This is a genomic window from Tsukamurella spumae, from assembly GCF_012396015.1.
Classification (GTDB): Bacteria; Actinomycetota; Actinomycetes; order Mycobacteriales; family Mycobacteriaceae; genus Tsukamurella; species Tsukamurella spumae.
Genome location: NZ_JAAXOQ010000008.1, coordinates 98,989 through 119,191, shown reverse-complemented (window position 1 = coordinate 119,191; position 20,203 = coordinate 98,989). Strand labels below are relative to the sequence as shown.

The following is a 20,203-nucleotide window of genomic DNA, read 5'->3' as shown; positions in this document are numbered from 1 at the left end:
GATCACATCACAGCCCACCGACATGTCCGCGGCAGGGCAGAATCGGGACATGCTCAACACCCACGTCTACGGCCCCGACTCCCCCGACACCGCCACGGTGCTCGCGATCCACGGCGTCACCGGGCACGGCGCCCGGTGGCGGCGATTCGCCGACGACGAGTTGCCCGGCGTCCGGGTACTCGCGCCCGACCTGCGCGGGCACGCCCGGTCCACCTGGGCGCCGCCGTGGCACTTCGAGCAGCACGTCGCCGACCTCGTCGGTGTGCTGGAGCGCCACGCCGTGACGGCCGCGCGCCCCGCCGTGGTGATCGGGCACTCGCTGGGCGGCGCGCTGGCCTGCCGCCTCGCGACGGCGCGCCCGGACCTGGTGCGCGCGCTGCTCCTGCTCGATCCGGCACAGCAGTTGGACCCGCGGATGTGCGAGACGATCGCCGGGCAGAGCATCGAGTTCTTCGACTTCACCTCGCCCGAGGAAGCCAAGCAGGACAAGATGTCCGGCGCCTGGGAGCGGGTACCTGCGGCGGTCCTGGACGACGAGATCGCCGAACACCTGGTGCGCCGCGACTCCGGCCGCTGGGAGTGGGACATCGGTCTGCCCGCGATGGTCGCGCTGTGGGGCGAGCTGGCCCGGCCGGCCGTCGGCGCACCGTCGGACGTGCCGACGGTGCTGCTGCGCGCCGAGCGCGCCCAGTACGTGAACGACGCGCAACTCGCGGTGCTCCCGCACGCGGAGGTCGTCGACGTGCCGTCCGATCACATGGTGGCGCAGGAGGTCCCGCACCTGGCCGGCGAGTACGCCCGACGATTGATCGGCTGACCTCGCCGCAGTTGTCAGTGGCCTCGCTTAGGAAGAACCCAGTCGGTTCGGGGGGACCGAGAAGGGGGAACGACATGCCCGCACAGGCATGGATGACACTGCTGGGAGCTGTCGTCACTTTCGCCGCAGCGATGACTGCGCTCGGGATCGCCTCGGCGACCATCCGGCAGAAGCGCGAGGCCGACGATCGTCGGGAGTGGTGGACGAGACTGCAATGGGCGCTGTCGGCGACATACGCCGACAGCCATGAGCAGCGGCGTGACGGATGGGCGATCGTGCTCGAACTGAGTCGATCCCCGCTGATCACAGCGACGGAGGTAGGGATCGCGTTGCACGTTGCCGAGAGGACCTACAACCGTGACAATGGAGGGAACACGACGGAGGGAGAGTCATGAGCACGTATCGCACGGAGCTCCGTGAGCCGCCGCTGTGGGAGCGGCAGGCCGCCGCACGGGTTGCGGTGGCCGGCCTTGACAGGCTCGGTATGCCAGTGCCGGATCAGTTTCGCGAGTTCGCGGCAGGCAACCGGGACGAGCCCGGTCCACTGCCCGAACTTCCGCCCCTGTACTAGCTTCGTTTCTGTGGCGAGGGTGACCGAGGAACAGGTGGAGGCGGTGCGGGCGCTCATCGCGGCGATCCCGCCGGGCAGGGTGCGCACGTACGGCGACATCGCCGACGAGCTGGATTTGAGCTCGCCGCGGATCGTGGGCTGGGTGATGCGCACCGACGCGTCCGACCTGCCCTGGCACCGCGTGGTCCCCGCGAGCGGACGCCCCGCGGAGCACATCCGCACCCGCCAGCTGGAGAACCTCCGCGCGGAGGGCGTGCTCGCCGACGGCGACCGGATCCCGTTGCGCCGCTACCGAGTCTGATCGAGCTGGGCGGTCCCGGCCGCGAACCGCGCGACCAGCAGGTCGATCACCTCGGGCGCGAGCCCCAGCGGCGCCGCGACCGCGTCGGCGCCCGCTTCCTCGAGCCGCGCGTGGAACAGGCCGTCCGCCAATTGGTAGGCGGCGATCACGACGCGGGTGCCGGGAGTGCGGATCCGGGCGACGGTATCGGCCACCGTCGGGCTGCCGGCCGCGAGGAAGCCGACCGGCACCTCCCGTCCCAGTCCCGCGCCGAGGTGGCCGGCCATGGTCCGGACGTCGTCGCGGGCGCCGGCGTCGGAGGATCCGGTCGCCCCGAGTACGACCGCGTCGCCGGGCCGCAGGCCCGCACGGCCCAGCCCGCGCACCAGCGCGCCCACGAGGGCCGGGTCCGGACCGAGCGGCGCGGTGACCACGACGCGGGGGTGGCCACTGCGCTCGACGTGCCGGGGGACGTCGGTGTGCACGTGGTAGCCCGCCGCGAGGAAGGCGGGCACGAGCACCGTTGGAATGTCCGACTCGCGCAGCAGGTCCGACGGTGTCGGCCCCAGCACGTCGACGAAGGCGAGGTCGAGCGGGCCGGTCCGGGCGGCGACGGCGTCCGCGAGTGCGCGGACCATCGCGACGCCGTGCCGAGAGCGCGTGCCGTGGGCGACGAGGATCCGCCGGACCGGGCCGGGCTCGCTCAGAGGAGCCACCGTCCGATCTCGGCGATGTGCTCCAGGCCCGGCAGCGCCTCGGCCTCCGAGCGCGGGTGCAGGGCGTGCACCGCGAGCCGGAAGATGAGCGCCCGCAACACCATCTGGGGCCACTCGGGCAGGTCGTTCCAGCGCATGAGCAGGCCGTCATCGGCACCGCCCCAGGAGAGCCCGTCGACCGCGACGACCGCGGCCGCCCAGGCGGCGGGGCGCCAGTAGGGCGTGAAATCGGTGATGCCGGGGGCCGCGGCACCGGCGAACAGGACCGAGCTCGCGAGGTCGCCGTGCACCAGCTGGGACTTCGACTCGACAGGGGTGCGCAGCGCCGCGAGCTCGCCCACGAGCTCGACGGCGCGGACGCGGTGCTCCTCGGTCTCGTCGAGCGCGCCGAGCTTGCGCGCCATCGCGAGCGGCTTGTCCTCCCACGCCGCGCGGTCCGCGAAGCCGAAGTAGTCGACGTCGGTGTACGGGGCGACCGCGGGAGCCGCGAGGAACCGCGGCCGCTCGAACTTCTCCGTCACCTCGTGCAGCCGGTTCGCCATCGAGATGATCTCGTCGTACCGCGGTTCGGGCGATCCCGCGATGAAAGTGTCGGCGCGCCACGAGGACACGACGTACCGGCCGTCGGTGGCGCGGAACGGGCGCGCCAACCGCATGCCCTCGACGTAGATGTCCTCACGGACCTTGGCCGACCACGCCGCGCGGGCGTGATCGGCGATGAGCGAGAGCACGACCTCGCCGCACCGCCAGCCGCCGTCCCACTCCGCGCCCAGGGCGATGGGTTCGGCCTCGTCCAGTCCGAAGGTGGACAGGACGTGCGCGGGGGGTTCGACGGGGCTCACACCTGCGAATCTACCCGTGCGGCCGCGGCGACGGCGCTAGGCGCGGCGCGGCTCGACCAGGAGGATCGGGATCTGCCGATCGGTCTTCTCCTGGTACTCGGCGTACGGCGGGTATGCGGCGACGCCCCGCGCCCACCACTCCTCGCGCTCGGCGCCGTGGATCTCGCGCACCGGCCCGGAGACCACGACGCTGCCGTCCTGCACCTCGACCTCGTCGTTGGCGAGCAGCGCCGAGTACCAGACGGGGTTGTCGGGGGCACCGCCCTTCGATGCGAACGCGGCGTAGACGCCGTCGTGCTCGACCCGCATGAGCGGGCGGCGGTAAAGCTTGCCGGACTTGGGGCCGCGGTAGGTGAAGACCACCACCGCCATCCCCGCGACCGCCACTGACGCGGTGGTTCCGGTCTCATCGATCTTCGCCAGCTGGTCCGCCACCCAGCCGGCCTTCTCGGTTGCGTATTCACCTTCGAGGGCCATGCCCCCACCCTAGAACGATCTTCGGGACAATGGAGGGCGTGCCGCACTCCCGCCCCGTCGTGACCGTCTCCGTCCAGTTCCCCGACCTCTCGGCCGCTGAGTTCGACGGTGTCCGCACCCGCCTCACGGCCGATCGGCCGGACCGGCTCGTGGTGCCGCACGAGGCGCACCGGTGGTACGCGGCATCGTCGGACCCCGAGACCGTGCAGGGCCTGGTATCGGCGCTGCGCGCCGCGGTCGAGGGGCGCGAGCTGTCCTTCGACGACGAGGAGGTGCTCGACGACCTGAGCCAGGAGTACGCCGACTGGCTCGAGGAGTCCACGGAGGTCGACGACGCCGATGCCGGGCCGGTCATGAGCTTCTCGGTGCACCTGCCCGCGCTGGAGCACGACGAGTTCGACGCGCTCGCGCGGGCGCTGCGCGCGGATCATCCGCGCCGGATCGTGCTCGGCGAGCAGCGCGGGCTCAGCCACCACGAGCTCTCCGAGCGCGACCGGATCGCGGCCCGCCTGCCCGGGATCCGCAGGGCCTTGCGGGGCGAGCCGGTCGGTACCGTCGACGCCCTGCCCCTGGTGGCGCTCCTCAACGACTACGCGTCCTGGCTGTCCGCGAATCCCGTGGACTGACATCGGCGCTCCGACAGTCGCACTGGTGCCTGCGACTTCGCGTGAACGCCTTCGCCGGACGCGGACCCGGCGCTACCGTGGAGCCACCGACAAGTTAGAGGTGGTTCTCATGTATCCCGGAGCGTTCGCAGAGCTCACCCCCGACAAGCCCGCGGCGATCGACGCCGACACCGGCGACACCCTCACCTACGCCCGGCTGAACGACGAGTCCACTCGGCTGGCACACCATCTTCATGCGCTCGGGCTACGGCGCGGCGACACGATCGCGATCGTGGCGAGCAACGACCTGCGCATCTTCTGCGCCTACCTCGCGGCGATCCGCAGCGGCCTGTACGTGGCGGCCGTCAACCACCACCTCACCGCCGGCGAGGTGAACTACATCCTCGAGGACTGCGACGCACGGGCGCTGTTCGCCGGAGCGGATGTGGCGGAGGCGGTCTCACAGGCACGGGAGCTGCCCGGGCTCGCCGGCGCGGGACACGCGATCGCCTGGGGCGGTGCCATCGCGGGCTTCGCCGACTACGACGAGGTCCTCGCCGCGGCGGACGCGACGCCGCTGACCGATCAGCCGCGCGGCATCGACATGCTCTACTCGTCGGGCACCACTGGCCGCCCGAAGGGCATCCGCATCCCGCTTCCGGAGGGCCAGGTGGACGAGATCCCCGACGCCTACACCGCGATCTTCGCGCCCACGTACGGCATGGACGAACACACCGTCTACCTCTCTCCCGCGCCGCTGTACCACGCTGCGCCACTGCGCTTCTGCGGCGTCGCGATGTCGGTCGGCGGCACGGTGATCATGATGCACCGGTTCGATCCCGAGGAGGCCCTGGCGCTCATCGAGAAGTACCGCGTCACACACAGCCAATGGGTGCCCACCATGTTCGTGCGGATGCTCAAGCTCCCCGAACAGACCCGCGCGCGATACGACACGAGCAGCCTCAAGGTCGCGATCCACGCCGCCGCTCCGTGCCCGGCGGAGGTGAAGCGGTCGATGATCGACTGGTGGGGCCCGGTGATCCACGAGTACTACGCGTCGACCGAGGCGGCCGGAGCCACCTTCATCAGCCCGCAGGAGGCGCTCGAGCGCCCGGGATCGGTGGGCAGGGCGGGGCTGGGTGTCGCCAGGATCTGCGGGGACGACGGTGCCGTCCTCCCCGCCGGGGAGATCGGCACGATCTACTTCGAGCGCGAGACGATGCCGTTCCAGTACCACAACGCTCCCGAGAAGACCAGGGCCGCACAGCATCCCGAGCACGAGAACTGGGCCACCACCGGCGATGTCGGCTATCTCGACGAGGACGGGTACCTTTACCTCACCGACCGCAAGGACTTCATGATCATCACGGGCGGGGTGAACATCTACCCGCAGGAGTCGGAGAGCGCCCTGATCATGCACCCCGCCGTCGCCGATGTCGCGGTGATCGGCGTGCCGGACGCAGACCTCGGCGAGACGGCACTGGCCTGCGTGGAACTGGCGCCCGGCGCCGCTCCGTCGGACGAGCTGGCGCGCGAGCTGATCGCGTACGCGGGGCGCGACCTCGCCCGCTACAAGCTGCCGCGCGCGGTCCGGTTCGTCGATTCCCTCCCCCGCACGCCCACCGGCAAACTGGTCAAAAGGTTGATCTCGCTCGATTGACCCGGATTCGTCCGGCGCGGCGCCGTCCCGGATGCGATCATCAGGGGTGGAGGTCGTCATGAGCAACGAGTCTGAGCGCCCACGGGTGCTCGAGTACCCCGGAGACGGATTCGTCATCACCTGGGAACCGACGCGGTGCCGGCACGCGGCGGAGTGCGTTCACGGGCTCCCCGGAGTCTTCGACAGTGCACGCCGTCCGTGGATCGCGACCGACGGCGCGAACGCCGACGAGGTCGTCACCGTCGTCGACCGTTGCCCCAGCTACGCGCTCGGCTACCGCACCGCCGACGGTCGCATCCGCACCGCACCCGAGGATGCCGGAGCGCCGTGATCGACCACGCCGCGCCTCAGTAGACCGGCAGCGACGGATCCACGGTGCGGGCGTAGGCGTTGATGCCGCCCTGCAGGTGCACCGCGTCGCGGTAGCCGGCGCCCTTGACGGTCGCGAGGACCTCGGCGGAGCGGATGCCGGTCTTGCAGTACAGCACCAGCTTCTTGTCGGCGGAGACCTGCGCCAGGCCCTCACCGGACTCGAACGCGCCCTTGGGAACCAGCTTGGCACCGTCGAGGTGGACGATGTCCCACTCGACGGGCTCGCGGACGTCGATGAGCTCGAAATCGACACCCGCGGTGCCCATCCCGGCCAGCTCGGCGGGAGTGACCGTGCTCCCGGCCGCGGCGCGCTCGGCCTCGTCGGAGACCACGCCGCAGAACTCCTCGTAGTCGATGAGCTCGGTGATGGTCGGGGAAGCCGGATCCTTGCGAATCCGGATGGTGCGGTAACTCATCTCGAGGGCGTCGTAGACCATCAGCCGGCCCAGCAGCGACTCCCCGATGCCGGTGATCAGCTTGACGGCCTCCGTGCCCATGATCGACCCGATCGACGCGCACAGGATCCCGAGGACGCCGCCCTCGGCACACGAGGGCACCATGCCCGGCGGCGGGGCCACCGGGTACAGGTCGCGGTAGTTCAGGCCCTGCTTCTCGCCGTTCGGGCCGTCGGGCGCATCCTCCCAGAAGACGGACACCTGCCCCTCGAAGCGGAAGATCGAGCCCCACACGTAGGGCTTGTGCGCCAGCACCGCGGCGTCGTTGACGAGGTAGCGGGTGGCGAAGTTGTCGGTGCCGTCGAGGATCAGGTCGTACTGCTCGAACAGCTCGACCGCGTTCTCCGGCTCGAGCCGCACCGGATGCAGATTCACCTGCACCAGCGGGTTGATCTCGGCGATGGAATCGCGGGCGCTCTCCCCCTTCGGGCGGCCGAGGTCGGAGACACCGTGGATCACCTGGCGCTGCAGGTTCGACGCGTCCACCTCGTCGAACTCGACGATGCCGATGGTGCCGACACCCGCCGCGGCCAGATAGAGCAGCGCGGGGCTGCCGAGCCCGCCGGCGCCGATGAACAGCACCTTGGCGTTCTTGAGGCGCTTCTGCCCCTCGACGCCCATCTCGGGGATGATCAGGTGCCGCGAGTACCGCGCGACCTCGTCGCGGGTCAGATCGGCGGCGGGTTCGACGAGCGGGGGCAGTACGGTCACCTCCTGCTCAACGACGGTGCGCCCGCCACCATTCCCGCAGCGCCCGCCCGGGGAACGGGAACGGGTCGTCGTCGGCCCGCGGAACGGCTACTTGAGGGTGGGCGCGACCCAGGCGTTGGGCCGGCAGGTGAGGTCGTTGTCGTAGCCCTCGGACTTGTCCAGATCGAAGATGTCGCGGTTCTTCACCCCGAAGGACTGCTGCATCATGATCGGCGCCAGCGCGCCCTGCGCGGGGCAGGGCACGTGCTGCGCGTACCCGATGGCGTGCCCGACCTCGTGGTTGATCGCGTACTGCCGGTAGCCGGTGAGGTCGCCCTCGAAGGCGGTCGCGCCGCGGACCCAGCGCGCCAGGTTGATCACCACGCGCCCCAGCTCGCCGTTGTAGCAGGAGGACTCGAGTTGGATCGTGTAGCCGCAGGCCGAGCGGGTCGTCATCGGTGAGGTCAGGGAGATGGTGAAGCTCGGGGTGCCCTTGTCGATCCGCTGGAACGCGACGGCGGGGTCGTGGATCCAGCTGCGCGGGTCGGAGAGCGTCTTGTCGATCATCGCGGCGAAGGCCTGGTCGCCGCTCAACGCGCCCATGTCCACGCCGTCCTCGACGGCGATCATGTAGGTGAAGGTCTGCTGCTTGCCCTCGCCGACCTTGCCCGTCGCGCCGGGCACCACGTGCCAGGTCTCCCGGCCCTTCTCGGTGAAGGCGCCGCCCACCGGCAGTATCCCCGCGGGCGGCACGGGTCCCGGGACCACCTTCGACGGTGCGCCGACGATCGCCTTCTCCGGCGTCGGGTTGCGGGAGAGGTTCTCGGTGGCGCCGTCCGCACTGCGCTCCGTGACGAACGGGTTGCCCCAGAAGGTGACGACGAGCGCCACGGCCGTCAGCACCGCGAGCACCGGCACGGCGTACGCGCGCCAGCCGTAGGTCCGCAGTATCCGACCGAGCCGGCCCTGCTTGGCGTAGCGTCGCTCGCGCGGCGGCCGGTTGCGCTGATCGCCCGAGGTCGCGGCGTTGGAGTTGATCGGATCCCACTCCGCCCGAAGCGGCGCACGCCCGTCCGGCCGCGGACGCCTCGGGCTCGAAGGACTACTCACGTCGTCAACAATTCCACGACCGTCGTCTCCTGAGTGGAACCGACACGCGCGTCAGGCCCCCTCGGCGGCCTTCTCCGTCGCGACGACGAGATCGCGGACGATCCGCGCAGTCTCCTCCGGCCGCTCCATTTGCGCGACATGCCCGACGTCCTCGAACACCGTCAGCGTGCTGCCCTTGATGTGCCGCACCACCTTGGGCGCCACCCCGACGCTCACCAGCAGGTCACGCGCTCCCCAGACCACGGCCGTCGGCACCGACACGGCGCGCGCCGCGGCCCAATGCGCCGCACCGAGGTCCACCAGCCAGCTGCGCACGAGCGCGTTGAAGCTCGCCGCGAGGGCGTCGGGCGCCCACGGCATCGACGCGCGCGCCGCGGCCTGGTCCACCGCCTGGCGCCGCCGGACCGGGCCCATGACCTGCGGATCGACGAGGATCTCGCCGAAGGTCCGATCCACCTGACGCTCGGGGTAGGCGCTGGCGACGAGCCGGAAGCCCGCGGGCCCGAGGCCCGGGATCCGCACCAGCGACAGCGGCAGGAACTGCAGCCTCCGCACGCGCGGCCGCAGATCCGGGAAGGCCGGCGAGATCAACGTGAGCGAGCGCAGCAGGTCGGGCCGCAGCATCGCGACGCGCACCGCGATCGCGCCCCCGAGGGAGTTGCCGATCAGGTGCACGCCGGGGCCGCGCACCGCGACGAGGGTCTCGAGGTACGCGATCACGGTCGACGCGAACTCCTCGATCGCGTAGTCGCCGTCGGCCGGCGGGTCCGAGAGCCCGAATCCGGGCAGGTCCAGGGCGTAGGACGCGACGGCCGGTGCCAACACCTGACCGAGGTCGGTCCAGTTGATCGACGAGCCGCCCAGGCCGTGGATCATCACCGCCGTCGGTCGCGGGTCCGACGGTGCCGTGGTCGCCGCGGCGGCGTCGACGTGCCGCGCGAACACCCGCCGTCCGCGGAGGGTGACGAACTGTCCGGGCCAGACATCGCTGGTCCGGTTCACCTGCGCGAGAGCCGACACACCGGGCAGCTTGCCAGAGCAAGCCGAGGTCGGCGAACTCGGCGGGAGTATTGTCGGTGGGCCGGGCCGCGACGAGTCCGGGCAGGGCGGGGCGGTCTGTGTGCCCCGGGAACGGTGAGGTGGAGCACATGGCGGATCTGGGCGCGGCGACCGCGGCGGGCGATTCCCGCGGCGGAGCGAATCCAGCTCCCCGCCGCACGGCCCGCCTTCCGCGCAGCGCCCGGCGCATCCAGCTGCTCGAGGCCGCGAGCAGCGTGTTCGTCGACCTCGGCTACCACTCGGCGGGCATGGACGAGATCGCCGTCCGCGCCGGCGTCAGCAAGCCCGTGCTCTACCAACACTTCCCCGGCAAGCTCGAGCTGTACGTGGCCGTGCTCAAGGCGCACGGCGAGGCACTGGTCACCGCCGTGCGTGAGGCGTTGAGCAGCTCGACCGACAACCACGAACGCGTGATCGGCGCCGTCCGGTCCTTCTTCGACTTCGTCGACCGGGACAGCCAGGGGTACAAGCTGATCTTCGAGTCGGACGTGCTCGAACCGGTCGTCCAGGAGCGCGTCGAGGGCGCCGTGGAGCTGTGCATCGACGCGGTGTACGACCTGGTCTCGCAGGACTCGGGCCTGGACCCGTACCGCGCGCGGATGCTGGCCGTCGGTCTCGTCGGCGCGAGCCAGGTGAGCGCACGGTACTGGCTGTACGCCGACCGTCCGATCCCGAAGGACGAGGCCGTGGCCACCACCGTCGAACTGCTGTGGGGCGGCCTGAGTCACGTGCCGCTCCAGGCGCAGCGACGCACGCTCTGACGCACTCGACCAAGACCCGGTCAAGCCCCCGTCAACGAGTGTCCAGGGTGCCGTGAACGCTGCATGAAGCCCTTCGGACGCCGCAGTATCATGTCCTGATTTGCCCGATTCCTGCGGGCTAGCGTCGACGGGTGCCGGTTCCCCGGCGGTGGGTCGCGCCCACCGCATTCACTCTCGCCGCGGTCGTCGCCGTGGCCGGCGGCGCGTACCTGCTGACCGCTCCCGACGCACCGTCGACGAGCCGGACCGCGCCCGCGGGCACCGTCGGGCTGACCGCGAAGCTGGACGGCTGCGCGGCACCGTCCGGCACCGTCGACGCCGGGAACCGGACCTTCGCGGTCACGAACACGTCCACGCGGTCGCTCGAATTCGCGCTCGCCGGTCCCGACGGTGCCGTGTACGCGGAACTGGATGCGCTCGCTCCGCAGGCCACGCGCCTGCTGCGCGTCGCGCTCGGCTCCGGCGAGTACCGGTTCGAGTGCTACTTCGCCGAGACCGACGCCGTCACCGGGGCCTCCTTCCGGGTGCCGGGCGATGCGCCGCGCGGGCCCGCCGTGATCCCGACCTCGACGCAGGACCTCACCCCCGCGACGCTGGACTACCAGGCCTGGGTCGGCGGGCGCCTGCCCGCGCTGCGCGCTGCCGTCGCGGCCCTCGCCGCCGCCCCGGACATCGAGAGCCAGCGCACCGCGTGGCGCGCGGCGCACCGCCTGTACGAGACGCTCGGTGCGGCGTACGACGCCTTCGGCGACTGGGACGGAAAGATCAACGGCCGCCGCACCACCGGCGACGCGACCGGCTTCCACGCGATCGAAGCGGCGCTCTGGGCCCCCTCCCCGACGGTGCCCGCCGCGGCGGAGCGGACCCTGGTGACCGAGGTCGACGGACTGCTCGCCGACTACCCGTCGCTCGCGGTGAACCCGCTGCAGATCGGCCTGCGCGCGCACGAGATCACCGAGAACACGATCGAATTCACCCTCACGGGCGCCGATGACGCCGGCTCGCACACGGGCCTCGACACCGCCGCCGCGAACCTCGAGGGCACCCGGCGCGTCCTGGATGCGCTGAACGCCGTACTGGCGACACGGTACCCGCGGCTGCCGCAGACCCGCGCCGCGCTCGACCGCGCCGACGCGGTGTGCGCGGACCTCGCCGGCCGGTTCCCCGCGCGCCCGCTCGGCGATCTCCCCCTCGCCGACCGGCAACGGCTCAACACCGCGTTCGGCGGCCTCGTCGAACTGCTCGCCCCGATCGCCGCGATCGCCGACGTCCGGCGGACGAAGTGAGGGCGTCGCGCCGCGGCTTCCTCGGCGGGGCCGCCGCGGCGGCGGGGGCCGTGGGCCTCGCGGCGTGCGCTCGGGACGGGGCGGCTCCGAAGCCGGCACCGGTGGCCGAGCAGCGCCACGCGACCTACGCGGCCTTCGACGTCACGTGCGACTCGGCCGCCGAGACGGATGCGCTGCTGCACGCGCTGCGCGAGCGGATCGGCGCGCTGCGCCAGCCGCACACGCCCGTCGCCACCGCGATCACCGCCCCGCCCACCGACTCCGGGACCCTCGGCCCCGACCTCGACGGCGCACCCGACCTCACGGTGAACATCGGGTACGGGGCGAGCTTCTTCGACCGCTGGCACACCGACAAACGGCCGGCGGGCATCCGCCCGATGCGCGAGTTCGACGACGACCGGCTCGATCCGGCGCGCTGCCACGGCGACCTGCTCCTGGAGATCCGGGCGGCGGAGCAGGACACCGTGCTGCACGCGCTGCGCGACCTCAGTCGCGCCGGGCGGGGCGGGCTCGCGCCGCGGTGGCGGCAGGACGGCTCGCAACCGTCCCCCAGGCCCGACGGTGCGCCCCGCAACCACTTCGGCTTCAAGGACGGGACGTCCAACGTGCGCCCCGAGGAGTTCGACCGGCTCGTGTGGCTCGACGGTGCCGCCCAGCCCTGGACCCGCGGCGGTACCTTCCTCGTGGTCCGTCTGATCCGCATGCTCACCGAGTTCTGGGACCGGATCTCCCTGTCCGAGCAGGAGAACATCTTCGGCCGCGACCGCGCGAGCGGCGCCCCACTCGACGGCAGCACCGAGCTCGACGCGCCGCAGTACGCCGACGATCCGGGCGGCGACGTGATCCCGCTGACCAGCCACATCCGGCTCGCGAATCCGCGGACGGCGGAGACCGACGGCTCGCGGATCTTCCGCCGCGCCTACAACTACGCCGGTGGACTCGACGCCAACGGCAACCTCGACCTGGGGCTGGTCTTCACCTGCCTGCAGCGGGACCTCGTCGGCCAGTTCGAGGCGGTCCAGGAACGGCTGAGCGGCGAACCGCTCACCGATTACATCGCCCCGTTCGGCGGCGGCTACTTCTATCTTCCGCCCCGCGACACGGGAACGGACTGCTCCACGACAGGAGGCATACTGTGAACCCCTTCCGCTACCGGGGAACTCGTTCCCGCACCACGCGCGCCGCAGCGCTCGCCGGTGCCGCGGCGATCACGCTGGCGGCCGGCGCGATCGGCGCGCCGTCGGCGCTCGCCGATCCCGGCGACACCGCCACCCCGATCAAGCACGTGGTGGTGATCTTCAACGAGAACATCTCCTTCGACCACTACTTCGGCACCTACCCGGTGGCCGCGAACACCCCCGGCGAGAAGCTGCAGGGCTCGGGCCTCGACGCCCCGCGGTTCACCGCCGCGCCCGGAACCCCCACGGACGTCAACACCTTCACCCGCGCCGGGCTCGCGGGGGACGCGAACCCCAACAAGTACAAGCCCTTCCGCTTCACACCGGGCCAGGCGGTGACCTGCGACCAGAACCACGAGTACACGGCGGAGCAGGAGGCCGCGAACGGCGGCGCGATGGACAAGTTCGTGGAGTTCACCACGAAGGACAAGTGCGCCTCGTCCGGCCCCGGCATGTTCGAGCACCCCGGCTCGGTGATGGGCTACTACGACGGCAACACCGTGACGGGCCTGTGGAACTACGCGCAGAACTACACGCTGGGCGACAACTTCTGGTCCACCCAGTTCGGCCCGTCCACGCCGGGCGCGATCAACCTGATCTCCGGCCAGACCTTCGGCGTCGAGTCCTACGACGCCGCCACCGGGAAGAAGACCACGGCGCCGGACAAGTACACCGTCGGGGCCCCGAACGCCGCCGGCGTGGGCACCGTGTACGAGGACCCGGACCCGCTGCACGACGATTGCTCGAACAAGAACCGCACCGGCAAGGACGCGCTGGCGGCCATGCAGGGCAAGAACATCGGCGATCTGCTGAACGAGAGGTCGGTGTCCTGGGGCTGGTTCCAGGGCGGCTTCCGCCCGTCGACGGCCGCCGCGGGCGGCGCCCGCGCGCTGTGCAACGCCACGCACAAGAACGTGGCCGGCAACGCGTCGATCGACTACAGCCCGCACCACAACCCGTTCGCCTACTACCAGTCGACGGCCAACGAGCATCACGTCGCTCCGGCGAACGTCGCCGAGGTCGGTCACAACGGCCCCGCGAACCACAACTACGACCTCACCGACTTCGACGCCGCGCTCAACGCCGGCAGCCTGCCCGCGGTGAGCTTCCTCAAGGCCGGCGAGTACCAGGACGGCCACGCCGCGTACTCGGATCCGTTGGACGAGCAGACCTTCATCGCGACGTACGTCAACCGCCTGCAGCAGTCCAAGGACTGGGCGTCGACCGCGCTGATCCTCGCGTACGACGACTCGGACGGTTGGTACGACCACCAGGCTCCGGTGATCCTCTCGGGCAGCAAGGATCCCAAGCTGGACAAGGGGATCTGCGCCGATGCCGCCGCGCCCGCGCTCGCCGGACAGTCGGTGCGCTGCGGCCCCGGCACCCGCCAGCCCTTCCTGCTGATCTCGCCCTTCGCCCGGAAGAACACGGTGAACCACGACGCCATCGAGCAGGCCTCGATCACCAAGTTCATCGAGGACAACTGGCGCACGGGCCGCGTCACCGATTCCGCCGACGAACGATCCGGAAAGCTGGACGGGTTCTTCGACTTCGGATCGCCGCGCACCGACAAGGTGTGGCTGAATCAGGTCACCGGCGCCGTGGTCGATTCCCCGCCGCCCGCGGACCAGGGGGCGCAGACCGCCGCCGTGAAGGGCGCACCGTCCAGCGCCGCGGCCGCACCGTCCGCCACGCAGGCCGCGGGCGAGTCGAAGGACTCCTCGTCGAACACCTGGCTGTGGGTGGGCATCCCCGTGGTCGTCGTGATTCTCGTCGGCGTGGGCGTCTGGGCGCTGCGCAGCCGCCGGTCGGCGTCGTAGACGGCTGCTCGCCGCCCAGTGCGGTCGTTCTCCTGCGGTATCCGTGGGAGAACGACCGCATTCGCGGTTCACGCGGCGCGATGCATGAGCATCTCGATCGGGCCGCGGTCGAACCGGCGCGTCCAGAGGGCGGAGGCCGCGAGCAGGCACGCCATCACCGTGACGTACACGGCCACCGTGAACGCGAGGCGGTGATCGGCACCGAACCGCGCCGCCAGGCCCAGCCCCCAGCCGTAGCAGAGCGCCGAGGCCACGAGGTTCTGCAGCACGTAGCAGCTCAGGGCAGTCCGGCCGACCTTGCTCAGCGCGCCGCCGACCCGCCCCACCGCACGTCGCTGGTAGAACTCCGCGATCACCGCGAGCAGCCCCAGCGCCACGAGCGGGGCGATCGCGTATCGCCCCACGAACACCGCGGGGCCCGACAATCCCAGCGGCGCACCGGCGATGCCCACCGCGAGGTCCACGACGGCGGCGACGGCCCCGATCCTCGTCAGGCGGCGCCGGAGGTCGGTGCCGTCCGGCCCGAAGATCCCCGCCTGGAACAACCGTGCGCCCGTGAGGAACATGGCGATGGTCAGCGGGACCAGGAAGATCGTCTCCGCGCGGAAGAGCAGGCCGTGGTCGGCACGGAACAGCACCAGATCCCAGAACGAGCCGTCGGCATAGGGATTCGCGGTCGACCGCTCCCCCGTCGTCCCCTCGCCGGGCAGCATCATGGCGATCACCGCGAGCACGACCACCGCCAGGTGCACGGCGACCGCGCCGATCACCCAGCGCGTGCGCACGACCGGTCGCAGGATCAGCAGTGCGGAGACGAGGAACGAGACCAGCGCGTAGCCCATCAGCACGTCGAACTCGGCGACGAGCAGGAAGTGCACCAGGCCGTCGAGGAACAGGACCAGGGCGCGGCGCCAGTACCGCCCCGGCCACGGGCGCTCGTGGCGCACGGCCGACGCCTGCTGGATCGCCAGGCCCACCCCGAACATGAGGCTGAGCAGGCCCAGGAACTTCCCCTGCGCGAGGGTCTGCAGCACCCGGATCGGCAACGACTCGCCGCCCACCGTCTGCAGGTACCCAACCATCCCCCGCGGCTCGGTGAAGATCCACACGTTGGTGCCGAAGGTGCCGAGGATCGCGATGCCGCGGGCAACGTCGAGCGAGGCGATGCGGCGCGTCGTGGGCGCCTGTGGGTCCGTGGGGGCCGAGGTCGAGGTCATGACCCTCACGTTCCCCGAGGGCACGACGGCCCCGCGACCGCCATCCGGCGGGGCCGGGGGTCCGTCGTTCGGCTGACGGACTCCGCGTTTCGTGTGGTCAAATCGCGCAAACCAACGCGGTAGCACAGATGCTACAGTGGGTGAGATGAAGACGATAGGGCTTCGCGAACTCCGGCAGAACGCGTCCGAATTGGTGCGTGATGTTGAGGCGGGCGAGGAGATCACGATCACGGTGTCGGGGCGTCCTAGCGCACGGATGGTGTCGGCGGTCCCGCGCGCGTGGCGGCGCTACGAGGATATCGCTGCGCTGTTCGAGGGTGGTGCCGATCCGGATTGGGATGGTGATCGAGATCGGGTGGATCAGCAGCTTCGCGATCCGTGGTTGCCCGAGTGAAGGCGCTCTTGGATACCAGTGTCGTGATCGCGACAGACGTTGCGCCGCTTGAAGGCGAGCTGGCGATCAGTGCGGTCACACTCGCGGAGATGCACTTCGGTGTTCTGGTGGCCCGCACGCAGCAAGTTCGTGCTGAGCGACTGAGGCGGCTGCTTGTTCTGGAACGCAGCTTCGATGCGTTGCCGCTCGATGGGGCTGTCGCGGAGAGCTACGGGCGCCTCGCAGCCGCAGTGGTCGATGCTGCGCGCAAGCCTCGCGGCCGGGTGATGGACTTGCTCATCGCGGCCACCGCACACGCGCATGGCGCGCGCCTGTACACCCGGAACCCGGCGGACTTCCGTGGCCTGGACGGCCATCTTGAGGTTGTAACGGTCTAAGCCGCCGCGCGTAATCGCCAGGAGGCCGCGGGTGGCCCCACCACCGCCAGGTGGCGAGCTACCCGGCCGAGGCCGACAAGTCGAACGAAGGGCACCCACGCAGGCGCGAGGCCAGAATTTCGGTAAGTCGGACCCCGGTCGAGTAGCTCCCCTACGGCTTCGCTGATTCGTGGACTACTTCGTGACGATGACCTGTGTCATCGCCCCCTCGCGGATCACTCGGTCGCTGGTGGCGATCGCGAGCCCGCGGCGGGTGGCCTGGGCGACGATCATCCGGTCGAACGGGTCCCGATGGTCCCAGTTCAACTGCCCGGCCAGTGTGGCGTCCGCCGAGTCCATGGCCAACTCCTGAGCCGTCATCGCCTCCAGGGTGTCCTTCCAGCTCGACAGGATCCCCGCTCCGTCGAGACGCCCCAGGCGGGTCTTGATCGCGATCTCCCACGCCGAAGCCGCCGAGACGAACAGGTCGTTGGCCGGGTCTTCGAGCACCTCGCGTGCCGACTCCGCCACCAGTTCGGGCGACTTCACCAGCCACAGGAGTGCGTTGGTGTCCAGCAGCACCGCGGTCATGAAGCGGAATCCCACGCCGCCAGCTCCTCGTCGGGGAGGGGTGCATCGAAGTCATCCGAGATGACCAGTCCAGGAAACTGCCCGAACGTGCGCGTCTTCGGTGTCGCAGGCGAAATCACGGCGACCGCGCGGCCGTGCGAGGTGACGGTGACCGACCTCCCCGTCTTCTCCACCTCGGCGAGGACGGCGTTGAACTTGGCCTTCGCCTCGGTGCTCGTGATGGTGCGCATGGACACACGATACGCCAATCGGACCAGTCCAACTAGTCAGTTATGTCTCCACCTGTTTCGCCGCCTTCTCGCCCTGTAGGGCACGCGCCATCTGATGCAGCACGGCGAACGTCGTGGACTGGTCGGCGGGCGCGATATCGGCGAGCATCCGCTGCTCGACCGACCGCACCGCCTCGGAGGCCTTCGCCAGCCGGCGCCGGCCTCGTGGAGTGAGCTGGGCGGGGAGAGCGCGCCCCGCGGGAGCGACCGCGGGCCGCAACACCTCACCGTCACGCTCGAGCGTCTGCAGCAGGACGTGCATCGCCTGCCGAGTGACGAAGGCCCCCCGCGCGAGTTCGGAGTTGGACAGTCCGGGCCTCTGCGCAAGTAACTCGAGGCACGAATAGTGCGTGATGTTCATCCCCATCGGACGCAGCACCTCCTCCATTGCGACCCGCAACGCCACGGACGCCTCCTTGAGCAGGTAGCCCATGGACTGCTCCAGATCGATGCGCTCGCCTTGACTCATGTCAGTATTCTGACATACAGTCTCGATGTCAGCTATTTGACATACACGACAGGAGCACGCCATGCCGGTCACCGGCCCCGACTTCCTTTCTCTCCAGGTACGCGACCTCGACGCCGCACAGGCGTTCTACGAGCGGTTCCTCGGGCTCGTCCGCTCACCCGCGGGACCCCCGCATGCCGTCGTGTTCGACACCGCCCCCATCGCCTTCGCCCTCCGCGACCTCGTGCCCGGCACCGACCTCGACGCCGTTGCCCAGCCCGGCGTCGGCGCGGCGATCTGGCTGCACGCCACCGACACCCAGTCCATCCATGACGCACTGGTCGCCGCCGGCCACACCATCGCCGCAGCCCCTATCGACGGCCCGTTCGGGCGCACGTTCACGTTCGTCGACCTCGACGGCTACCACGTCACCCTGCACGATCGCGCCGACCGTGCCCGACCGTGAACGTCCGCCGGCTCGGCGGGACAGGGGCAACGCCCCGATCGGGTAGCTCCCCGCTCCAACCGAAAGGACCCCGCGATCACCGAAAGGTGATGGCGGGGTCCGTTGTTCGGGGGCCTACTCGGCCGCGGCCTCGGCGGGTGCGGCGCCCTCGGTCTTCTTCGCGCCGGAGCGGCGACGACGGCGACGCTTGCGTGCCGGGGCGTCGCCTTCGGGGCCGGAGCCCTCGGCCGCGGTCGCCGACGGCGCACCGTCGGACGTGGGAGCCTGCGTGGGCGCCTCGGCGGGGGCGGCACCGTCGGTCTTCTGCCCGCCGCGCGTGCGCGTACGGGTCCGGGCGCGGGGCTCGCGCTTCTCGCGGGGCTTGCGCTCCACGACCTCGCCCTCGGCGCGCTTGCGCACGCCGGGCAGGCTGCCCTTGACCTTCGGGTCGATGCCGAGATCGGTGAACAGGTGCTCGCTGGAGCTGTAGGTCTCCACCGGCTCCGGCTTGCCCAGGCCGAGGGCCTTGTCGATGAGCTCCCACCGGTGCAGCTCGTCCCAGTCGACGAGGGTCACCGCGGTGCCGGTCTTGCCCGCGCGGCCCGTGCGGCCGATGCGGTGCACGTAGGTCTTGTCGTCCTCGGGGCACTGGAAGTTGATCACGTGGGTGACGTCGTCGATGTCGATGCCGCGGGCCGCGACATCGGTGGCGACGAGCACGTCGATACCGCCGTCGCGGAACTTGCCGAGCGCCTTCTCCCGGGCCACCTGGCCCAGATCGCCGTGCACGGCGCCGACCTTGAAGCCGCGCTCGGCGAGATCGTCGGCGACCTTCTGCGCGGTGCGCTTGGTGCGCGTGAAGATCATCGTGGCGCCTCGGCCCTCGGCCTGCAGCACCTTCGCCACCAGCTCCACCTTGTCCAGCGCGTGGGCGCGGTAGACGAACTGGGTGGTGCGCTCGTGCACGGCGGAATCGTCGTGGTGCTCGGCGCGCACGTGCGTGGGCTGCCGCAGGAAGGTGCGGGCCAGCGTGATGATCGGGCCGGGCATGGTGGCCGAGAAGAGCATGGTCTGGCGATCGGTGGGGACCATGCCGAGGACCTTCTCGATATCCGGCAGGAAGCCCAGGTCCAGCATCTCGTCGGCCTCGTCGAGCACCAGGATCTGGATCTTGCCGAGCACGAGGTGGCCCTGCTTGGCCAGGTCGAGGAGGCGCCCGGGGGTACCGACGACGACGTCGACGCCCTTCTGCAGCGCCTCGATCTGGGACTCGTACGGACGGCCGCCGTAGATCGAGGTGATCCGCAGCTCGCGCTCGCCCTTCGTGGTCTGCACGCGCACGCCGTCGGCGGCGCGCTCCAGGTCCTCGGTCACCTGCACGCACAGCTCGCGCGTCGGCACGATGATCAGCGCGCGCGGCGTACCGTCGAGCGCCCGCAGTCCGTCCTCGCCGACCTCGGCCCGGGCCTGCGTGATGAGGCGATTGAGCAGCGGGACGCCGAAACCGTAGGTCTTGCCCATGCCCGTGCGGGCCTGGCCGATCAGGTCGTTGCCGGCCAGGGCGAGCGGCAGCGTCAGCTCCTGGATCGCGAAGGTGCGCTCGATGCCGCGCCGGCCCAGGGCGTCCACGATGCCCTGATCGACGCCGAGTTCGGCGAAGCTGGGCGAGACGTGATCGTCGCCGATCACGTGGACGTCGGGCATGCCCTCTTCGGTGGCGGGCTCGGTATGGATGTCGTTATCGGTGGTGATGATGTCTGCCTTTCATGGGCGGCGTATGCGTC

Annotated in this window: 24 protein-coding genes; 13 read left to right on the top strand and 11 right to left on the bottom strand. The window is 70.8% G+C overall.

Annotated features, from left to right (window positions below):
• Nucleotides 1-49 precede the first annotated feature (49 nt).
• From HF999_RS08115 to HF999_RS08105, 3 genes are all read left to right on the top strand, one after another.
• Nucleotides 50-817 carry an alpha/beta hydrolase gene (locus HF999_RS08115; protein ID WP_168545383.1) on the top strand — a complete coding sequence of 256 codons (768 nt, stop codon included), beginning with the start codon at nucleotides 50-52 and terminating at the stop codon, nucleotides 815-817.
• 74 nt (nucleotides 818-891) lie between these two features.
• Nucleotides 892-1,212: a hypothetical protein gene (locus HF999_RS08110; RefSeq protein WP_168545382.1), complete on the top strand. Its 321-nt coding sequence runs from the start codon at nucleotides 892-894 to the stop codon at nucleotides 1,210-1,212.
• A 186-nt stretch (nucleotides 1,213-1,398) separates the two neighbouring features.
• On the top strand, nucleotides 1,399-1,689 hold the full coding sequence (locus tag HF999_RS08105; RefSeq protein WP_168545381.1) for an MGMT family protein: 291 nt from the start codon (nucleotides 1,399-1,401) through the stop codon (nucleotides 1,687-1,689).
• On the opposite strand, the gene HF999_RS08100 is transcribed toward HF999_RS08105, so the two are convergent.
• From HF999_RS08100 to HF999_RS08090, 3 genes are all read right to left on the bottom strand, one after another.
• A complete protein-coding gene (locus tag HF999_RS08100; RefSeq protein WP_210733607.1) occupies nucleotides 1,677-2,306 on the bottom strand; it encodes a sirohydrochlorin chelatase in 630 nt (209 codons plus the stop codon). The genes HF999_RS08105 and HF999_RS08100 overlap by 13 nt on opposite strands.
• Before the next feature lie 65 nt (nucleotides 2,307-2,371).
• Nucleotides 2,372-3,226 carry a TIGR02569 family protein gene (locus tag HF999_RS08095; RefSeq protein ID WP_168545379.1) on the bottom strand — a complete coding sequence of 285 codons (855 nt, stop codon included), beginning with the start codon at nucleotides 3,224-3,226 and terminating at the stop codon, nucleotides 2,372-2,374.
• Between the two features lie 36 nt (nucleotides 3,227-3,262).
• A complete protein-coding gene (locus tag HF999_RS08090) occupies nucleotides 3,263-3,703 on the bottom strand; it encodes a nitroreductase/quinone reductase family protein (protein WP_168545378.1) in 441 nt (146 codons plus the stop codon).
• 38 nt (nucleotides 3,704-3,741) lie between these two features.
• On the opposite strand from HF999_RS08090, the gene HF999_RS08085 reads away from it, so the two are divergent.
• The 3 genes from HF999_RS08085 (at nucleotide 3,742) to HF999_RS08075 (ending at nucleotide 6,299) form a co-directional block, all read left to right on the top strand.
• Nucleotides 3,742-4,329, top strand: a complete 588-nt coding sequence (locus HF999_RS08085; protein ID WP_168545377.1) for a hypothetical protein — start codon at nucleotides 3,742-3,744, stop codon at nucleotides 4,327-4,329.
• Nucleotides 4,330-4,438: 109 nt separating this feature from the next.
• A complete protein-coding gene (locus HF999_RS08080) occupies nucleotides 4,439-5,968 on the top strand; it encodes an acyl-CoA synthetase (protein WP_168545376.1) in 1,530 nt (509 codons plus the stop codon).
• A gap of 58 nt (nucleotides 5,969-6,026) precedes the next feature.
• Nucleotides 6,027-6,299 (top strand): (4Fe-4S)-binding protein, encoded by a 273-nt coding sequence (locus HF999_RS08075; RefSeq protein WP_168545375.1) that lies wholly within the window; start codon nucleotides 6,027-6,029, stop codon nucleotides 6,297-6,299.
• Nucleotides 6,300-6,315: 16 nt separating this feature from the next.
• On the opposite strand, the gene moeZ is transcribed toward HF999_RS08075, so the two are convergent.
• The 3 genes from moeZ to HF999_RS08060 all read right to left on the bottom strand — a co-directional run bounded on the left by moeZ (nucleotide 6,316) and on the right by HF999_RS08060 (nucleotide 9,615).
• A complete protein-coding gene (gene moeZ, locus HF999_RS08070) occupies nucleotides 6,316-7,497 on the bottom strand; it encodes an adenylyltransferase/sulfurtransferase MoeZ (protein WP_210733605.1) in 1,182 nt (393 codons plus the stop codon).
• A gap of 96 nt (nucleotides 7,498-7,593) precedes the next feature.
• On the bottom strand, nucleotides 7,594-8,595 hold the full coding sequence (locus tag HF999_RS22960) for a DUF3152 domain-containing protein (RefSeq protein WP_168545373.1): 1,002 nt from the start codon (nucleotides 8,593-8,595) through the stop codon (nucleotides 7,594-7,596).
• 51 nt (nucleotides 8,596-8,646) lie between these two features.
• Nucleotides 8,647-9,615: an alpha/beta fold hydrolase gene (locus tag HF999_RS08060; protein WP_168545372.1), complete on the bottom strand. Its 969-nt coding sequence runs from the start codon at nucleotides 9,613-9,615 to the stop codon at nucleotides 8,647-8,649.
• A gap of 128 nt (nucleotides 9,616-9,743) precedes the next feature.
• Between HF999_RS08060 and fasR the strand changes: the two genes are divergently transcribed.
• From fasR to HF999_RS08040, 4 genes are all read left to right on the top strand, one after another.
• On the top strand, nucleotides 9,744-10,415 hold the full coding sequence (gene fasR, locus HF999_RS08055; RefSeq protein ID WP_168545371.1) for an HTH-type transcriptional activator FasR: 672 nt from the start codon (nucleotides 9,744-9,746) through the stop codon (nucleotides 10,413-10,415).
• Nucleotides 10,416-10,546: 131 nt separating this feature from the next.
• Complete coding sequence (locus HF999_RS08050; protein ID WP_168545370.1) at nucleotides 10,547-11,701, top strand: EfeM/EfeO family lipoprotein; 1,155 nt, start codon at nucleotides 10,547-10,549, stop codon at nucleotides 11,699-11,701.
• Nucleotides 11,698-12,840, top strand: coding sequence for a Dyp-type peroxidase (locus tag HF999_RS08045; RefSeq protein ID WP_168545369.1), 1,143 nt, complete (start codon nucleotides 11,698-11,700; stop codon nucleotides 12,838-12,840). The genes HF999_RS08050 and HF999_RS08045 overlap by 4 nt, the downstream gene beginning before the upstream one ends.
• Nucleotides 12,837-14,699, top strand: a complete 1,863-nt coding sequence (locus HF999_RS08040; protein ID WP_168545368.1) for a phospholipase C — start codon at nucleotides 12,837-12,839, stop codon at nucleotides 14,697-14,699. Before HF999_RS08045 ends, HF999_RS08040 begins: the two co-directional genes overlap by 4 nt.
• A 68-nt stretch (nucleotides 14,700-14,767) precedes the next feature.
• Here the strand turns inward: HF999_RS08040 and HF999_RS08035 are convergent, their stop codons facing one another.
• Nucleotides 14,768-15,916, bottom strand: a complete 1,149-nt coding sequence (locus tag HF999_RS08035) for a DUF418 domain-containing protein (protein WP_168545367.1) — start codon at nucleotides 15,914-15,916, stop codon at nucleotides 14,768-14,770.
• A gap of 145 nt (nucleotides 15,917-16,061) precedes the next feature.
• On the opposite strand from HF999_RS08035, the gene HF999_RS08030 reads away from it, so the two are divergent.
• Entirely contained in the window at nucleotides 16,062-16,310 is a 249-nt protein-coding gene (locus tag HF999_RS08030; protein ID WP_168545366.1) for a type II toxin-antitoxin system Phd/YefM family antitoxin, read from the top strand.
• Complete coding sequence (locus tag HF999_RS08025; protein WP_168545365.1) at nucleotides 16,307-16,687, top strand: type II toxin-antitoxin system VapC family toxin; 381 nt, start codon at nucleotides 16,307-16,309, stop codon at nucleotides 16,685-16,687. The genes HF999_RS08030 and HF999_RS08025 overlap by 4 nt, the downstream gene beginning before the upstream one ends.
• A gap of 174 nt (nucleotides 16,688-16,861) precedes the next feature.
• Here the strand turns inward: HF999_RS08025 and HF999_RS08020 are convergent, their stop codons facing one another.
• Genes HF999_RS08020 through HF999_RS08010 form a run of 3 tightly spaced genes read right to left on the bottom strand, consistent with a single transcriptional unit; the run spans nucleotide 16,862 to nucleotide 17,995 of the window.
• On the bottom strand, nucleotides 16,862-17,257 hold the full coding sequence (locus tag HF999_RS08020; RefSeq protein ID WP_168545437.1) for a type II toxin-antitoxin system VapC family toxin: 396 nt from the start codon (nucleotides 17,255-17,257) through the stop codon (nucleotides 16,862-16,864).
• Entirely contained in the window at nucleotides 17,254-17,487 is a 234-nt protein-coding gene (locus HF999_RS08015; protein WP_168545364.1) for a type II toxin-antitoxin system Phd/YefM family antitoxin, read from the bottom strand. The genes HF999_RS08020 and HF999_RS08015 overlap by 4 nt, the downstream gene beginning before the upstream one ends.
• Before the next feature lie 40 nt (nucleotides 17,488-17,527).
• Nucleotides 17,528-17,995 (bottom strand): MarR family winged helix-turn-helix transcriptional regulator, encoded by a 468-nt coding sequence (locus HF999_RS08010; RefSeq protein ID WP_168545363.1) that lies wholly within the window; start codon nucleotides 17,993-17,995, stop codon nucleotides 17,528-17,530.
• A 61-nt stretch (nucleotides 17,996-18,056) separates the two neighbouring features.
• Between HF999_RS08010 and HF999_RS08005 the strand changes: the two genes are divergently transcribed.
• Nucleotides 18,057-18,440: a VOC family protein gene (locus HF999_RS08005; protein WP_168545362.1), complete on the top strand. Its 384-nt coding sequence runs from the start codon at nucleotides 18,057-18,059 to the stop codon at nucleotides 18,438-18,440.
• 114 nt (nucleotides 18,441-18,554) lie between these two features.
• Here the strand turns inward: HF999_RS08005 and HF999_RS08000 are convergent, their stop codons facing one another.
• Nucleotides 18,555-20,123 carry a DEAD/DEAH box helicase gene (locus tag HF999_RS08000; RefSeq protein WP_168545361.1) on the bottom strand — a complete coding sequence of 523 codons (1,569 nt, stop codon included), beginning with the start codon at nucleotides 20,121-20,123 and terminating at the stop codon, nucleotides 18,555-18,557.
• Between the last annotated feature and the right edge of the window lie 80 nt (nucleotides 20,124-20,203).

Excerpts from the sequence above, each read along its gene's own strand:
- HF999_RS08115 (WP_168545383.1), top strand. The coding sequence starts at position 50 with ATGCTCAACACCCACGTCTACGGCCCCGACTCCCCCGACACCGCCACG.
- HF999_RS08110 (WP_168545382.1), top strand. The coding sequence starts at position 892 with ATGCCCGCACAGGCATGGATGACACTGCTGGGAGCTGTCGTCACTTTC.
- HF999_RS08100 (WP_210733607.1), bottom strand. The coding sequence starts at position 2,306 with ATGGTCCGCGCACTCGCGGACGCCGTCGCCGCCCGGACCGGCCCGCTC.
- HF999_RS08090 (WP_168545378.1), bottom strand. The coding sequence starts at position 3,703 with ATGGCCCTCGAAGGTGAATACGCAACCGAGAAGGCCGGCTGGGTGGCG.
- HF999_RS08080 (WP_168545376.1), top strand. The coding sequence starts at position 4,439 with ATGTATCCCGGAGCGTTCGCAGAGCTCACCCCCGACAAGCCCGCGGCG.
- HF999_RS08075 (WP_168545375.1), top strand. The coding sequence starts at position 6,027 with ATGAGCAACGAGTCTGAGCGCCCACGGGTGCTCGAGTACCCCGGAGAC.
- fasR (WP_168545371.1), top strand. The coding sequence starts at position 9,744 with ATGGCGGATCTGGGCGCGGCGACCGCGGCGGGCGATTCCCGCGGCGGA.
- HF999_RS08035 (WP_168545367.1), bottom strand. The coding sequence starts at position 15,916 with ATGACCTCGACCTCGGCCCCCACGGACCCACAGGCGCCCACGACGCGC.
- HF999_RS08030 (WP_168545366.1), top strand. The coding sequence starts at position 16,062 with ATGAAGACGATAGGGCTTCGCGAACTCCGGCAGAACGCGTCCGAATTG.
- HF999_RS08020 (WP_168545437.1), bottom strand. The coding sequence starts at position 17,257 with ATGACCGCGGTGCTGCTGGACACCAACGCACTCCTGTGGCTGGTGAAG.
- HF999_RS08015 (WP_168545364.1), bottom strand. The coding sequence starts at position 17,487 with ATGCGCACCATCACGAGCACCGAGGCGAAGGCCAAGTTCAACGCCGTC.
- HF999_RS08010 (WP_168545363.1), bottom strand. The coding sequence starts at position 17,995 with ATGAGTCAAGGCGAGCGCATCGATCTGGAGCAGTCCATGGGCTACCTG.
- HF999_RS08005 (WP_168545362.1), top strand. The coding sequence starts at position 18,057 with ATGCCGGTCACCGGCCCCGACTTCCTTTCTCTCCAGGTACGCGACCTC.
- HF999_RS08000 (WP_168545361.1), bottom strand. The coding sequence starts at position 20,123 with ATGCCCGACGTCCACGTGATCGGCGACGATCACGTCTCGCCCAGCTTC.